The organism is Streptomyces sp. NPDC005151 (assembly GCF_053599875.1).
Genome location: NZ_JBSFYR010000046.1, coordinates 44,947 through 58,316, shown reverse-complemented (window position 1 = coordinate 58,316; position 13,370 = coordinate 44,947). Strand labels below are relative to the sequence as shown.

The following is a 13,370-nucleotide window of genomic DNA, read 5'->3' as shown; positions in this document are numbered from 1 at the left end:
GGGAGCAACCAACGTTCTACGGGCCGGGCTGGTCCGTCGAAACGCCCACCCGGCGTAACGAGAAGCCCCCTCATTCACGACGGGGAGGAGTCACGGATCTACCCTGACCTGACACAGACACAGACACAGACACAGACACAGCACGTCGTCATGGCGTCACGTCGTCGGAGGGGCAGGTCATGGGCAACCCCGAAGAAGTTCACGTCCCCGAGGAGCAGCGGCTCGGTCCGGTACTGCGCCGCAGGGAACAGGTACAGCCCGGCACCACCGATCAGCTGGATTCCGAGGGCGATTCCGAGTGGGTGCACACCGATCCCTGGCGGGTGATGCGCATCCAGTCGGAGTTCGTCGAGGGGTGGGAGAGCAGGTGCAGGCGGGAGTTCTTTGCCAGGGCCTGATAGAGGCCCCAGCCGGTGTCGTAGTGGCCCTCGTTGTCGGGGATGCGGAGGACCCCTTCGACGACCATGACTGCGGCCAGCACAACGATCAGCTCCATGCGCCCGTTAAGTCCGAAAAGCGTATGAAGGCAGGATTTTTTTCTGGTTAATGCGAGAGTCCGACCGGGCCTTTCGCAGCGGACATGCTGATGTCCCTCGCGTGTAACCCGCGTAGATCTACGCTTGAGCGGAACGACCGGTACGCGAAGGGAGCAGCCGATGAGCAACCCCGACTCCGAGGGCCTGCGGGCACTGGAGGAACAGCAGCTAGGACCGGTGCTGCGCCGCAAGGATCAGATCCAGCCGGGCACTACGGATCAGAGGCTGCTGGATACCGAGGGTGACTCCGAGTGGGTGCACACCGATCCCTGGCGGGTCATGCGCATCCAGTCGGAGTTCGTTGAGGGCTTCGGCGCGCTGGCCGAGCTGCCGCGTGCGATCAGTGTCTTCGGCTCGGCCCGTACGCCGGTGGGCTCGCCGACGTACGAGGCGGGTGTGCAGATCGGGCGGGCCCTGGTCGAGGCGGGCTTCGCGGTGATCACCGGCGGCGGCCCCGGAGCGATGGAGGCAGCGAACAAGGGGGCCTGGGAGGCGAAGGGCGTCTCGGTCGGCCTCGGTATCGAGCTGCCCTTCGAGGCCGGCCTGAACGAGTACGTGAACCTCGGGCTGAACTTCCGCTACTTCTTTGTCAGAAAAATGATGTTTGTTAAGTACGGCCACGGCTTCGTCGTCCTGCCCGGCGGCCTCGGCACACTCGACGAGCTCTTCGAGGCGCTCACCCTCGTCCAGACGGGCAAGGTGACCCGCTTCCCGATCGTCCTGTTCGGTACGGAGTACTGGGGCGGGATGGTGGACTGGCTGCGCAAGACGGTGGTGGCCCAGGGCAAGGCGTCCGATCACGATCTGCTGCTGTTCCACGTCACGGACGATGTGGACGAGGCCATTGCCATGGTCTCCAAGGAGGTCGGCCCGTACGGTCCCGCTACAGTTTGAGGCTGTCGGCGAGGGACTGGATTCTGGGCAGCCTGCTGCATCTGTGCCGTCATCGCCATGAGCTGGTGCGCGGTGATGGCGGCGAGCTTGGACGCCTCGATGTCCGAGACGACTTCGCTCGCCCCGAACTTCATTTCCAGCACGTTGGCGGGGTGCTCGGGGGTGACGGCCTTGGAGAGGCCGCTGATGGCCTCCCATTCGCCGTTCTCGTGCTGGACGATGAGGAACGCGGTGCGGACCTTGAGGCCGTCGGAGTTGGCTTCGGATTCGGTCATGTCGAGCGGCATGGTGCTCCTTCAGTCGAGTTCGTAGTAGTAGGTCGAGTTCGTAGTAGTAGGTGGACGACCAGTGTTCTTCCTGGGCTTCTAGCTCTTCCTGCTCGGCGCGTTTCGCGATGCGGCGTTCGCGGGCTCGGATGCAGGTGACGCATTCGCGGCGCCCGGAATGCCAGCGCGTGTTTTCGTCGCTGTATTCGTGGCCCTTGGGGCAGTGCGTCTTGCGGGCGTTGCGGGCCGAGAAGGATTCGCCGCGGGCGACGTTTTCGGTGGCCGGCACGGGTTCGAGATGCTCGGGGTTGCAGAAGGAGCGGATGCGGCACTGGTGGTCGACGTGCCATCCCGGAGGAACGGTGCGTTCGTTGGCGAGTTCCCAGGCGATGATGTGGGTGCCCTTGACCTGGCCGTTCGGCAGGCGGAACTTTCCGTAGCCGGAGTCGTCCTTCGCGCCGAGCCATATGTGGCAGTCGTCGTGCTCGGTGCCTTTGTCGACCTTGTCGAAGAACCGGTGCTCCCAGCCTTTTTGCTGCCTGGACGGCCGCCGGTTGGGGCTCATTCGTACAGCCATCCGGCGCAGCGCCTCGACATCGTCCAGACGCCCGCCCTCCGGCTCACACCCCCACGGGCACGCCAGGGACTCGAAGCTGCCCCACAGACGGCAAATCATCGGACGGTCCGCGTAAATCCGACACCGGTGCGTCTGTGTGTCCAAAGCGCCGCATGCGGTAGCCACCGGGCGCCCGTCCGGCGCACGCTCCAGGTGGCCTGCCGGCCAGCTCGAATCCGGCTTTTCGGGCTCGCGCCGATTCCACTGGATTCGCGGGAATTTCTCCGCCACAAGCGGACCAGCATTTACCCTGGCAATTCAGACTCGGCAGGCCCGCGTACAGCTCCGCCAAGGCCAGCAGATTTGGCTCCCTAACCGGGGCGCCCGCCAGGTGCAGCAAGGCGCTCAACTGTTCGTCAACGTCCATGCCCAGCACGCTAGGTGACCCCACGTCGGGAGGCTGGGCAACTCGACTGTTCGGGTGGCAACCTGCACATCTGTGACGCTACGATCACGCAGAATGACGCACCTGAGAGCCGTACCAAAACAAAGCGCCCGACCCATCGCCGACCACCCGTCGGCAGACGATTTGCTGCGCTACCAGATGACGGCCAAGATGCACGAGCGGATGCTTCCCTCGGGGTCTCAGACGATCACCCTGACGCCCGGTCAGCTCGACTACCTGGCGGCCAAGCTCGACGGGGACGAGGACCCCCGGGCGAAGGGGCTGCGGCTCCTCCTGGACCTGGACGAACGGCTCGAAGAGGCAAACCCGCGGGTCAGCGGCCTGATCTAAATACTCGTTGTACGCGCAGGGCTTCGTCGTCCTGCCCGGCGGCCTCGGCACACTCGACGAGCTCTTCGAGGCGCTCACCCTCGTCCAGACGGGGAAGGTGACCCGCTTCCCGATCGTGCTCTTCGGCACCGCGTACTGGGGCGGCCTGGTGGACTGGCTGCGGAACACGGTGGTGGCGCAGGGGAAGGCGTCCGAGAGGGACCTGCTGCTGTTCCACGTCACGGACGACGTGCACGAGGCGGTCGACCTGGTCACGAAGGAAGTCGGCCGCTGACCACGGTAACGGCCTCCCCCACGACAGGGAGTGGGCTCCCGACGCCCTGCGACTCCGCTTGCGGCATTGTCGTCAGTCACCGACGCTCCGCGTCGACTCCGTCCTCCGCCGTGCCATCGAAGCCGCATGACGCCACTCGCTGATCCACTCCCCATCGTGGGGGAGGCCGTAAGCCCTTCCGGCGACTGAGGAGCGGGATCCGGGGCAGCGCCCAGGTTCGGGAAGGGGCAGGCAGGGGACACGTCTCGCGCAGCGGCCCCGCCGCCCCGGCCCGGCTCGCGCCCGCCCGCTGCCTCACCGCCGCTACGCCAGCCCGCGCCGGGCCACCGCCGGCGCCCGGTGCCCCGCGATCGACGCCACCATGTCCAGCACCTGTCGCGTCTCCGCCACCTCGTGCACCCGGTAGACCTGCGCGCCCAGCCACGCCGAGACCGCGGTCGTCGCCAGTGTCCCGATCACCCGTTCCTTCACGGGCCGGTCGAGCGTCTCCCCGACGAAGTCCTTGTTGGACAGCGATACGAGGACGGGCCAGCCGGTCTCCGCCATCTCACCGAGGCGACGCGTCGCCTCCAGTGAGTGCCGGGTGTTCTTCCCGAAGTCATGACCGGGGTCGATCATGATGCCGTCCGGCCTGACCCCGAGCTCCACGGCCCGCTCGGCCAGCCCCACCGTCACCCGCAGGATGTCCGCCATCACGTCGTCGTACGCGATCCGGTGCGGCCGGGTCCGCGGTTCGGCTCCGCCCGCGTGCGTACACACCAGCCCCGCTCCGTACCGCGCGGCCACCTCCGCGAGCTTCGGGTCGACGCCGCCCCACGCGTCGTTCAGCACATCGGCACCGGCCTCGCAGACCGCCTCACCGACCTCGTGGCGCCAGGTGTCGACGCTGATCACCACATCGGGGTGACGCCGCCGCACCTCGGCGACGAACCCGACGGTGCGGCGGGCCTCCTCCGCGGCGGTCACCTCCTCGCCGGGACCGGCCTTCACTCCGCCGATGTCGATGATCGCGGCGCCGTCGGCGACAGCCTGCTCGACCCGGGCGAGCGCGGGCTCGTCGCGGAAGGTCGCGCCCTGGTCGTAGAAGGAGTCCGGAGTACGGTTCACGATCGCCATGATCACTGGCTCGTGCGCCCCGAATTCGCGCTGCCCCAGCCTGAGCGCACCGCTTCGCATCCTGTGTTTCTCCTCTGGATAGATCCCCCGCCGCCGCCTGCGACCCTAACTGTCAGTACCGCATGGCACGATCGGAGCCGGACAGGTTTCCGCCCCAGGGGAGATGCGTGTGTTCTGGTTCTTGCTGCTGGCGATGGTCGTGGTCGTGGCCGCGGTCACCCTCGCGGTGGTCGGCGGAGGGAAGAGTGCCGTCCTGCAGGACGTGGCGCCCGAGCAGCTGACCGACCCGCTGCCCGCGACCCGTCCGGTCGGCCGCGCGGACGTCGAGGCGCTGCGGCTGCCGGTGACGGCACGCGGATACCGGATGGCCGACGTCGACGACGCGCTCGGCCGGCTGGGCGCCGAGCTCGCCGAGCGGGACGCGCGGATCGCCGAGCTGGAGTCGGCGCTCGCCGGAGCGCAGGCGACGGCGGTGGGCGGTGTCGGGCTCCTCAAGGAGCCGCAGGACCGGCCGCGGCCCGAGCAGGCACCCCGGTCGGCGCCGCAGCCCGGGCAGCAGCCCGACCGGCAGCCGGAGCCGCGTTCCTGGCCCCCGTCCGGCCCCCAGTACGGACCCCGGTCCGGATCCCAGCAGGAGCTGCCATCCGGTCCGGAGTCCGGGCCCCGGTCCGGCGAGGAGCCGCGGCGATGAGCGGCGGCGCCGAAGCGGGGGCGGACGGCCGGCTGCGCTGTCCGTGGGGACTGTCCACCGATGACTACCTCGCCTACCACGACACGGAATGGGGCCGCCCCGTCCACGGCGACGACGCCCTGTTCGAGCGACTCTGCCTGGAGGCGTTCCAGTCCGGGCTGTCCTGGCTGACGATCCTGCGCCGCCGGGAAGGTTTCCGCAGCGCCTTCGCCGGGTTCAAGATCCGTGCGGTGGCGGAGTTCACCGACGCCGACAAGGAACGCCTCCTTGCCGACGCCGGGATCATCCGCAACCGCGCGAAGATCGAGGCGACGCTCGCCAACGCCAAGGTGCTGGCCGCATGGCCGGACGGCGAGCTGGACGAACGGATCTGGTCGTACGCCCCGGACCCGGCCACCCGGCCCGCCCCGCGCACCCTCGGCGACGTCCCGGCGGTCACACCGGAGTCCACCGCGCTCGCCAAGGACCTCAAGAAGCGCGGCCTGCGCTTCATCGGCCCCACCACGGCCTACGCCCTGATGCAGGCGTGCGGCCTGGTCGACGACCACCTGGCCGACTGTGTGGCCCGCGGCACGGGGGCGTAGCCGCGCAGCGGGGTCGGCGGTGCCGTGGAGGAAGCCACCCACCGGTGAGCAACCGTCCACGCCCCCTGGCCCGGACCGACCCCTGCGAGGCCCTATCGGCCCAGATACTTCGGCTTCGCCTTGTCCAGGAACGCCTGCACCGCGATGGTGTGGTCCTCCGAGGCGCCCGCCTTCGTCTGGAGTTCGTCCTCCTTCTCCAGCGTCTCGCTCAGCGTGTGGCCGGTGCCGTAGGCCAGCGACGCCTTGAGCGCGGCGTACGCCACCGTCGGGCCCTCCGCCAGCTTGCGGGCCACTGCCAGGGCCTCCGCGGCGAGATCGGCCGCGGGCACCAGTCTGTTCACGATGCCCAGCTCGTACGCGTCCTGCGCCGAGATCGAACGCGGGAAGAGCAGCAGGTCGGCTGCGCGGCTCCGGCCGATCAGCCGGGGCAGCGTCCACGAGACACCTGAGTCAGTGGTGAGGGCGACCCCGGCGAATGAGGTGTTGAACGACGCGCTGTCGGCGACCACCCGGTAGTCGCAGGCGAGCGCGAAGCCGAAGCCCGCACCGGCGGCGACCCCGTTCACCCCGGCGACGACCGGCTTCTCCATTTCGGTGATCGCCCGCACGACGGGGTTGTAGTGCTCCTGCACGGTGCTCAGCGCATTGCCGGAACCCGACTCGCGGGTGGCGGTCAGCGTGGCGACGTGTTCCTTGAGGTCCTGGCCGACGCAGAAGGCGCGCGAGCCGGCCGCCGTGAGCAGAACCGCCCGGACAGCGGTATCGGCCGCGGCCGACTGCAGCGCGTCACGGAGGGCCACCTTGGCGGCTGTGTTCATGGCGTTCATCGCGTCGGGACGGTTGATCGTGATCGTCGCGAGTCCGTCCGTCACTTCGTAGAGCACGGTGTCGGCCACGTGGTCCGCCATGTGATGTCCCCTTTGCGCCTCGGGCAATGCCTGTCCAGGCAAGCATGGCCGACATCACCGAGGGGGAACATGTGACCTGCGTCTAACAATTGCGCTGCGATGGAGGGGTGAAGGCGACGGAGTATCGCAGTCGGATCGCCGAATTGGGTGGTTTTGCGAGAGCGCGTTGCGCAAGCGATGCAGACTGATGTTGGTCATGGGGGTCTGTGATGCGGGATAATGGCCTGGAAGCAATGTGTTCGATGCCGGTGAGACAGCGCCTGTCATGGGGCCGCCGGTTGTTATGAGCTGGTTTCAGGAAGGGGAACGAGCATGGCGGCCATGAAGCCGCGGACGGGCGACGGCCCGCTCGAGGTGACAAAGGAGGGGCGGGGCATCGTCATGCGCGTTCCGCTCGAAGGCGGCGGTCGGCTTGTTGTGGAGCTGACTCCGGACGAGGCCGATGCACTCGGCGACGCCCTCAAGAAGGTCGTCGGCTGACGCAGAGGCGCCCACACTTCATCACTGCCCCGGCACGGGTCCGTGCCGGGGCAGTGATGCATTCGGAACAAGCCCGTCGAAGGGGTTCCCGGTCCTTCGAGGCTGTGGGGGAGGTCGGGGGAGACCCAGTGCCCCTCCCGGCAAGCTCTGCCCCGTCGCGCCGCCCGGCACGCCCGCTCGCCGCGTTGGCCACAAGCCCTGGTAGCTCCTTCCCCAAGCTCTCACCTTCGTTCGAGCAGGGGAGACCTCACTCGAGGACTTCCGGCCGCCTTGCGGTCGCACGCACCGGACGACGCTCCTCATGGGGCAGGCATTGCCGGTCACGTCACCAGGACGCCCGGCCGGCCCGGCGAGGGGCACGGAACGACGAACGGTCACCCACGCCGGACGGCGCAGAGCAACCCGTCGCCCACCGGCAACAACGTAGCCATCAGCTCCTGGCTCTCCCGCACCGCCCGCAACAGCTCCCGCAGTCGCAGTACCTCCGCCGGCTGCGCCGCGGAGTCGACCGTACGGCCGTCCGCGAAGACGCCCTCGAAGCAGACCAGACCGCCAGGTCGCAGCAGGCGCAACGATTCAGCGAGGCAGTCCAGGCTCTCCAGCCGGTCGCCGTCGCAGAACACGAGGTCGTATCCGCCGTCCGCGAGCCGCGGAAGTACGTCGAGGGCGCGGCCGGGGATGAAACGGGCCCGATTGGCCGCGAACCCCGAAGCCCGGAAGGCCGCGCGGGCGAACTGCTGCCGCTCCGGCTCCGGATCGACCGTGGTCAGCACCCCGTCCGGCCGCATCCCGTGCAGCAGATAGATGCCGGACACGCCGGTTCCGGTGCCGATTTCGGCCACCGCCTTGGCGTCGGTCGTGGCAGCGAGCAAGCGCAGCGCGGCGCCGGTGCCCGGTGACACCGAGCGGAGCCCTGCCTCCCGGGCCCGGTCTCTGGCCCAGCGCAGTGCTTCGTCCTCGGCGACAAAGGCGTCGGCGAACGCCCAGCTCGTCTGCCGGTTGGCGGTAATGACCCTCTCCTGTCCCCGTAGTTGGCGCAACGGTGACTGTATCCGCTGCACCCGGGAACCCGCAGATGGGACCGGGCGTTAGGAAAGGACAGGGGAAAGCTCATGGATCCGGCCCGCAGATCGGGCCCGGGATCATGGGCCGGCGGCTCCCGGGGATGATCCCGGACGCAGCAGAAAAAAGGTTTATCCGGAGCTAACGGGCGAGGTGGCTATGGTAGGGGCTCCACTGGACACCACCAGAGCCGACAGGGGAGGTGCGGCTGCGCCTGTGGATCGGGGACGAGTGCTGCGGCGCTTTCTCAGGTCGGCGGGTGAGCCGAAATCCGTGACCAACATTGCTGACCGTTCTTCCAACGACTCCGCACCGACCGCGACCTTCGCCTCAGATGCGGACTCCCAGGCGTGGACGCCGCCCTCATGGGAAGAGATCGTCAGCACGCACAGCGGTCGTGTCTACCGCCTTGCCTACCGTCTGACGGGAAACCAGCACGATGCCGAGGACCTCACTCAGGAGGTCTTCGTCCGGGTGTTCCGTTCGCTGTCGACCTACACACCCGGCACCTTCGAGGGCTGGCTGCACCGCATCACGACCAACCTGTTCCTGGACATGGTCCGTCGTAAGCAGCGGATCCGTTTCGACTCCCTCGGTGACGACGCCGCCGAGCGGCTGCCGAGCCGTGAGCCGTCCCCGCAGCAGGCCTTCAACGACACCCACTTCGACGCGGACGTACAGCAGGCGCTGGACACCCTTGCGCCCGAATTCCGTGCCGCGGTCGTGCTCTGCGACATCGAGGGACTTTCGTACGAGGAGATCGCCGCGACCCTCGGCGTGAAGCTCGGTACCGTGCGCAGCCGTATTCACCGCGGCCGCTCGCACCTGCGCAAGGCTCTGCAGCACCGCTCTCCCGAGGCCCGCGCCGAGCAGCGCTCGCTGGCGGGAGCCGTGGTGGCAGGGGAGGGCGGGCCGGCGTGAGTGGCACAGGTCCGACCCCGGCGGAACAGCACCTGGGGGACCGCCTCGCCGCGCTTGTCGACGGTGAGCTCAAACATGACGCCCGCGAGCGGGTGCTCGCCCATCTCGCGACCTGCGCGAAGTGCAAGGCCGAGGCTGCCGCCCAGCGGCGGCTGAAGAGTGTCTTCGCACAGTCCGCCCCGCCGTCGCCGTCCGAGGGGTTCCTCGCCCGGCTGCAGGGCCTTCCCGGGGGACCGGGCGGTGACGACGACCGTCAAGGAAGACCATTCGGCGGCTCCGGGCGGTTCGCCGACGGACTTTTCCCGGTGATGCAGCCCCCCGGCAGCCGCACCGATTCGCCTTCGGGGAAGTCGTCGCTGGACCGTTTCGGCTACCTCGGGACGCCGCACGGCTCGACGGCCGTGCTTCCGGTCGACGGATCGCGTTCGGCGTTCCGGATCCATGAGGTGGGCCGGGAGGGGGACCGGTCGCCGTGGCTCGGCCGCAGGTTCGCCTTCGCGGCGGCCAGCGCCGTCTCGCTGGCGGCCATCGCGCTGAGTGGCGCCCTGCCGACAGGAGCAGGTCCCGACGCCGCGACCCGCGCCGAGGGCGCCGGAAACAACGTGACCCCGCTCGATGCCGCCGCGCGGGCCGAGAGCGGCAGCGTGACCAGCCGTCGCGGTGGCAGCAGCCTCGGCACGTCCGGCGTGCCCGGCGGTGATTCCATGACCGGTCCCCCGGCCCAGCCGCCGAATACCGCGGCACCCGTCCCCGCCCTGTTCGGCACCGGCCGGCTCACGGCCAACCCCTTCGCCGCGGCGGTACTGACGGATGTGTCCGCGTCCCCCCTGATACGTCCGACCGCCACCAGCCCGCTGTTCACGCACGCGCTCGGAAGCGGCCTGAACCCCGTTTCCCCCACGCCCTCGCCGACCGCGTCCTGGACACCCACGTCTGCGGCCGTCCTGCCCTCCTCCGCCGATCGCCGTCTGCCGCTTTCCGCCCGGCGCTGACGGGGATCTGCGCAGCGATTCGTAAACCTGGTTGAATCCCCGGAGGAATTCCGGGAGGGACGTCCTTTCGGGCGCGTGCAGAGGCCAGTTGCGGCGGTTGCGGGGAGAGCATGGACGACGGGAAGCCCACCGGGCCGAAGGCGAAGTGGTGGAGCCGCCCCACGGCGGGGCGCGCCACCGCATCAGCGCCGCAGGAGGCTCCCGCCCCGGCGGGGGCACCGGCGGAGGACGTGCGACCCGTGTGCACACCGGCCGGTGACCCGGACACCACGGTCGTCGCAGACGTGAGTCCGGCGCCCGTACTCCCCGCCCAGCCCGTACCGCCCGAGCCCATGGCGCCAGCACCGCTGGTGGCACCCGCGCCGGTGACGCCCGAGCCCGGGGTGCATGCACCCGCAGCGACGGTCCAAGCGCCGGTGCCTGCGGTGAAGCCGTTGCACGAGCCCGATCAGTACAGCACCCCGCCGTACGGCGGCCCCGGCCCCTGGGCGCCCGCACCACCCGTACAGCGGCCGGTCCCGACACCTGCGCACGGCACTCCCGTACCGCCGCCCCACGCAGGCACCGGCACGAACGGCGCAGGCATGCCCACGGCCCCCGCGCTCCTCCCGGCCCCTGCCCCGGCCTTCACACCCCCGCCCCAGCCGCCACAGTCCTCGCAGTGGTTGCAGTACGACCCCTGGGGTGCGCCCCGGCAGCCGCTGACCCACCCCGGCCCCCCGCTCGGGTCGGACGGCGGGCGCAGGAAGAGCCGACGCGGCTCCCTGCTCGTCGGCGCGCTGCTGCTCGCCCTGGTGGCGGGCGGCATCGGCGGCGGCATCGGTGCCTACGTCGAGCGCAACGGCGGTCTGACCACGGTCGAGCTTCCGCAGGCCGCGAGGAACAGCGGCGGCCGCGCCCCCGACAGCGTCGCGGGCATCGCCGCCAGCGCCCTGCCCAGCGTGGTCACCCTCCATGTCAGCGGCACCACCGAATCCGGCACCGGCACCGGCTTCGTCCTCGACAAGTCGGGCCACATCCTCACCAACAACCATGTCGTCGCCCCGGCCGGCTCCTCCGGTTCCATCACGGTGACGTTCAGCGGCGGCGAGACCGCGCGCGCCGAGGTCGTCGGCAAGGACAGCGGCTACGACCTGGCTGTGGTCAAGGTCACCGGCGTCTCCGGACTCAAGCCACTGCCGCTGGGCAATTCCGACAATGTGCAGGTCGGCGACCCGGTGGTGGCCATCGGCGCCCCCTTCGACCTGTCCAACACCGTCACCTCCGGCATCATCAGCGCCAAGGACCGGCCGATCACCGCGGGTGGCGAGAAGGGCGACGGCAGCGACATCAGCTACGTCGACGCGCTGCAGACCGACGCCCCGATCAACCCGGGCAACTCCGGGGGCCCGCTCGTCGACACCCACGCCCATGTCATAGGCATCAACAGCGCCATCCGCGCCGCCGACAACAGTTCGTCGACCGAGGGCGGCCAGGCCGGTTCCATCGGCCTCGGCTTCGCCATCCCGATCAACCAGGGCAAGCGGGTCGCCGAGGAGCTGATCAACACCGGTAGAGCCACGCATCCGGTGATCGGTGTGACCTTGGACATGAAGTACACCGGTGACGGCGCCAAGGTCGGTGCGAAGGGCGCCGCGGGCAAGCCCGCGGTGACACCCGGCGGTCCCGGCGCGAAGGCCGGCATCAAGCCGGGCGACATCATCACCGAGGTGGACGGGCAGCGGGTGCACAGCGGCGAGGAGCTGATCGTGAAGATCCGCGCGCACCGTCCGGGTGACCGCCTGGACCTCGGTCTGACCCGCGGTGGTAAAGACCTGTCCATGACTTTGGCCCTGGGGTCGGCAACCGGCACCTGACGGCCACGGGACGCTACCGTCCGGACAGTTCGGCCGGGTACCGTGGGCCGGGTCCGGACCTCATCCGACCTGGGCTCGGGGAACACGAGGAGCAACAAGGTGTTCAATGACATAGGCGCACTAGAGCTGGTGACGCTCGTGATCATCGGTGTGCTGATCTTCGGCCCGGACAAGCTGCCCAAGGTCATCCAGGACGCCTCACGCTTCATCCGCAAGATCCGTGAGTTCTCCGAGAGCGCCAAGGAAGACATCCGTACGGAGCTCGGCCCGGAGTTCAAGGACTTCGAGTTCGAGGACCTCAACCCGAAGACGTTCGTCCGCAAGCAGCTCATGGACGGAAACGACGATCTCGGGCTGAAGGAGATCCGCGAGAGCTTCGACCTCCGTAAGGAGATGGCCGAGGTCACCGACGCGGTCAATGGTCGCGAGAGCGCGTCCAAGGACTCCGCGGGCGGCGCGGCGATCACTGCGGCGAACGGCTCCCCGGGCGCCCCCGACCTGCTCAAGAAGCGCGAGCAGCCCGCGAAGGACGATCGTCCGCCCTTCGACGCAGACGCCACCTGACGCCGGTCAATCCCGACTCGTCCGGACGGTATCGCTATTCTCCATCTGTCCGGTTGCGAGGACGCCCGAGGGGGGCGGGCCGCTGCGGACCCCTAGGGATCGAGGAGGCGGCCGGGCAGATGGAGACGACGAGTCGGGCAGGCGCGGAAGGTGCGCCCAGCACAGTCACCGCAGAGGGGGTGCCGGCGACCCGGCGTACGGTCGACGGCTATCTGCAGGCGTCGTTCCCCTGGTACGGACTGGACGAGGCCTTCACCGGGCCGCGCTGGCTGATGCAGGTCGGCACGGCGGCGGACGGCACGGTGCAGCACGGTTCGACCGGGCACGGTGAGGAGCCTGTGGTACGGGGTGACTCCGGCGGCGAGAAGCAGCGGTTCGCGGTCGTGGTGACGGTGGCGAGCAGTCCGGTACGGCGCAGTGGCGACGGTACGGGGGTGCTGGAGGCGACCACGGTGTCGTCGGCGGCGTGGCTGGCGGGCTCGGGTCTGCTGGCGTACACGTGGCCCTCGCAGCTGGACCACACGCTGCGCGACGACTGGCTGGACCAGCAGACGGAGACGGCGTTCGAACTCGCCGACGATCTGGACGGGCCCGCGTGGTCGGTGCTGTCCCTGCCGGTGGACGGTGTTCCGGTGCCGTTCCACTACCGGGAGTCCGAGTTCGGGTGGGTGCTGGCGGGATCGGCCCCGGGCGGGGTGCACATCGGGGCGTACGGGCGGGGGATGAGCGCGTACGGGCTGGGGTTCTCCGTCGTGGAGGACATCACGACGTACGCGTAGCGGGAGTGGTGACCGGGACGCCCGGTTGCCGCTTCGTGCTCAATCGCCGGACGGGCGCAACAAACCGCCGGGCGGGGCCGATCGGCCCTACCCGG

The 13,370-nt window shown here is 69.5% G+C and carries 14 protein-coding genes and 4 pseudogenes; 12 read left to right on the top strand and 6 right to left on the bottom strand.

The annotated features are described in order from the left end of the window. Positions 1–179 precede the first annotated feature (179 nt). A pseudogene (locus ACWD6R_RS23640) lies at positions 180–359 on the top strand (TIGR00730 family Rossman fold protein); the annotation flags it as partial. On the opposite strand, the gene ACWD6R_RS23635 reads toward ACWD6R_RS23640, so the two are convergent. Then, positions 272–496, bottom strand: a complete 225-nt coding sequence (locus tag ACWD6R_RS23635; RefSeq protein ID WP_451820515.1) for a hypothetical protein — start codon at positions 494–496, stop codon at positions 272–274. The pseudogene ACWD6R_RS23640 and the gene ACWD6R_RS23635 sit on opposite strands and share 88 nt — an antisense overlap. Positions 497–656: 160 nt before the next feature. Between ACWD6R_RS23635 and ACWD6R_RS23630 the strand changes: the two genes are divergently transcribed. Continuing rightward, positions 657–1,430 (top strand): LOG family protein, encoded by a 774-nt coding sequence (locus tag ACWD6R_RS23630; protein ID WP_451820513.1) that lies wholly within the window; start codon positions 657–659, stop codon positions 1,428–1,430. Here the strand turns inward: ACWD6R_RS23630 and ACWD6R_RS23625 are convergent. Together ACWD6R_RS23625 and ACWD6R_RS23620 are read right to left on the bottom strand one after the other, a co-directional pair. Next, positions 1,334–1,705: a hypothetical protein gene (locus ACWD6R_RS23625; RefSeq protein ID WP_451820512.1), complete on the bottom strand. Its 372-nt coding sequence runs from the start codon at positions 1,703–1,705 to the stop codon at positions 1,334–1,336. The genes ACWD6R_RS23630 and ACWD6R_RS23625 overlap by 97 nt on opposite strands. Positions 1,706–1,976: 271 nt before the next feature. Continuing rightward, positions 1,977–2,543, bottom strand: a pseudogene (locus ACWD6R_RS23620) (HNH endonuclease); the annotation flags it as partial. Between the two features lie 229 nt (positions 2,544–2,772). Between ACWD6R_RS23620 and ACWD6R_RS23615 the strand changes: the two are divergent. After that, on the top strand, positions 2,773–3,048 hold the full coding sequence (locus tag ACWD6R_RS23615) for a hypothetical protein (RefSeq protein WP_451820511.1): 276 nt from the start codon (positions 2,773–2,775) through the stop codon (positions 3,046–3,048). A gap of 10 nt (positions 3,049–3,058) precedes the next feature. Continuing rightward, a pseudogene (locus tag ACWD6R_RS23610) lies at positions 3,059–3,322 on the top strand (LOG family protein); the annotation flags it as partial. Positions 3,323–3,625: 303 nt separating this feature from the next. Here the strand turns inward: ACWD6R_RS23610 and folP are convergent. Beyond that, the gene (folP, locus tag ACWD6R_RS23605) at positions 3,626–4,498 is read right to left on the bottom strand and encodes a dihydropteroate synthase (protein WP_406421876.1); all 873 of its coding nucleotides are present in this window, start codon (positions 4,496–4,498) and stop codon (positions 3,626–3,628) included. 103 nt (positions 4,499–4,601) lie between these two features. On the opposite strand from folP, the pseudogene ACWD6R_RS23600 reads away from it, so the two are divergent. Together ACWD6R_RS23600 and ACWD6R_RS23595 are read left to right on the top strand one after the other, a co-directional pair. Continuing rightward, positions 4,602–4,997, top strand: a pseudogene (locus tag ACWD6R_RS23600) (hypothetical protein); the annotation flags it as partial. A 128-nt stretch (positions 4,998–5,125) separates the two neighbouring features. Then, on the top strand, positions 5,126–5,713 hold the full coding sequence (locus ACWD6R_RS23595; protein ID WP_451820510.1) for a DNA-3-methyladenine glycosylase I: 588 nt from the start codon (positions 5,126–5,128) through the stop codon (positions 5,711–5,713). 92 nt (positions 5,714–5,805) lie between these two features. Here the strand turns inward: ACWD6R_RS23595 and chcB are convergent, their stop codons facing one another. Then, positions 5,806–6,621 carry a 2-cyclohexenylcarbonyl CoA isomerase gene (gene chcB, locus ACWD6R_RS23590; RefSeq protein WP_451820509.1) on the bottom strand — a complete coding sequence of 272 codons (816 nt, stop codon included), beginning with the start codon at positions 6,619–6,621 and terminating at the stop codon, positions 5,806–5,808. Positions 6,622–6,933: 312 nt separating this feature from the next. Here chcB and ACWD6R_RS23585 point away from each other — a divergent pair, with 312 nt between their 5' ends. Next, positions 6,934–7,101 carry a DUF3117 domain-containing protein gene (locus ACWD6R_RS23585; RefSeq protein ID WP_003966491.1) on the top strand — a complete coding sequence of 56 codons (168 nt, stop codon included), beginning with the start codon at positions 6,934–6,936 and terminating at the stop codon, positions 7,099–7,101. Positions 7,102–7,475: 374 nt separating this feature from the next. Here the strand turns inward: ACWD6R_RS23585 and ACWD6R_RS23580 are convergent, their stop codons facing one another. After that, complete coding sequence (locus ACWD6R_RS23580) at positions 7,476–8,141, bottom strand: O-methyltransferase (RefSeq protein ID WP_451820508.1); 666 nt, start codon at positions 8,139–8,141, stop codon at positions 7,476–7,478. A gap of 181 nt (positions 8,142–8,322) precedes the next feature. Here ACWD6R_RS23580 and sigE point away from each other — a divergent pair, with 181 nt between their 5' ends. From sigE to ACWD6R_RS23555, 5 genes are all read left to right on the top strand, one after another. Beyond that, positions 8,323–9,084 (top strand): RNA polymerase sigma factor SigE, encoded by a 762-nt coding sequence (gene sigE / locus ACWD6R_RS23575; RefSeq protein WP_451820507.1) that lies wholly within the window; start codon positions 8,323–8,325, stop codon positions 9,082–9,084. Then, positions 9,081–10,076 (top strand): zf-HC2 domain-containing protein, encoded by a 996-nt coding sequence (locus ACWD6R_RS23570; protein ID WP_451820506.1) that lies wholly within the window; start codon positions 9,081–9,083, stop codon positions 10,074–10,076. Before sigE ends, ACWD6R_RS23570 begins: the two co-directional genes overlap by 4 nt. A 110-nt stretch (positions 10,077–10,186) precedes the next feature. Then, positions 10,187–11,932 carry a trypsin-like peptidase domain-containing protein gene (locus ACWD6R_RS23565; RefSeq protein ID WP_451820505.1) on the top strand — a complete coding sequence of 582 codons (1,746 nt, stop codon included), beginning with the start codon at positions 10,187–10,189 and terminating at the stop codon, positions 11,930–11,932. Positions 11,933–12,031: 99 nt separating this feature from the next. Next, entirely contained in the window at positions 12,032–12,496 is a 465-nt protein-coding gene (locus ACWD6R_RS23560) for a sec-independent translocase (RefSeq protein WP_451820504.1), read from the top strand. Positions 12,497–12,615: 119 nt separating this feature from the next. Continuing rightward, a complete protein-coding gene (locus tag ACWD6R_RS23555; RefSeq protein ID WP_451820503.1) occupies positions 12,616–13,275 on the top strand; it encodes a hypothetical protein in 660 nt (219 codons plus the stop codon). The last annotated feature ends 95 nt before the right edge of the window (positions 13,276–13,370 follow it).

Coding starts and splice junctions, on each gene's coding strand:
- ACWD6R_RS23585 (WP_003966491.1), top strand. CDS start 6,934: ATGGCGGCCATGAAGCCGCGGACGGGCGACGGCCCGCTCGAGGTGACA.
- sigE (WP_451820507.1), top strand. CDS start 8,323: ATGGTAGGGGCTCCACTGGACACCACCAGAGCCGACAGGGGAGGTGCG.
- ACWD6R_RS23625 (WP_451820512.1), bottom strand. CDS start 1,705: ATGACCGAATCCGAAGCCAACTCCGACGGCCTCAAGGTCCGCACCGCG.
- ACWD6R_RS23630 (WP_451820513.1), top strand. CDS start 657: ATGAGCAACCCCGACTCCGAGGGCCTGCGGGCACTGGAGGAACAGCAG.
- folP (WP_406421876.1), bottom strand. CDS start 4,498: ATGCGAAGCGGTGCGCTCAGGCTGGGGCAGCGCGAATTCGGGGCGCAC.
- ACWD6R_RS23555 (WP_451820503.1), top strand. CDS start 12,616: ATGGAGACGACGAGTCGGGCAGGCGCGGAAGGTGCGCCCAGCACAGTC.
- ACWD6R_RS23635 (WP_451820515.1), bottom strand. CDS start 496: ATGGAGCTGATCGTTGTGCTGGCCGCAGTCATGGTCGTCGAAGGGGTC.
- ACWD6R_RS23595 (WP_451820510.1), top strand. CDS start 5,126: ATGAGCGGCGGCGCCGAAGCGGGGGCGGACGGCCGGCTGCGCTGTCCG.
- ACWD6R_RS23615 (WP_451820511.1), top strand. CDS start 2,773: ATGACGCACCTGAGAGCCGTACCAAAACAAAGCGCCCGACCCATCGCC.
- ACWD6R_RS23565 (WP_451820505.1), top strand. CDS start 10,187: ATGGACGACGGGAAGCCCACCGGGCCGAAGGCGAAGTGGTGGAGCCGC.
- chcB (WP_451820509.1), bottom strand. CDS start 6,621: ATGGCGGACCACGTGGCCGACACCGTGCTCTACGAAGTGACGGACGGA.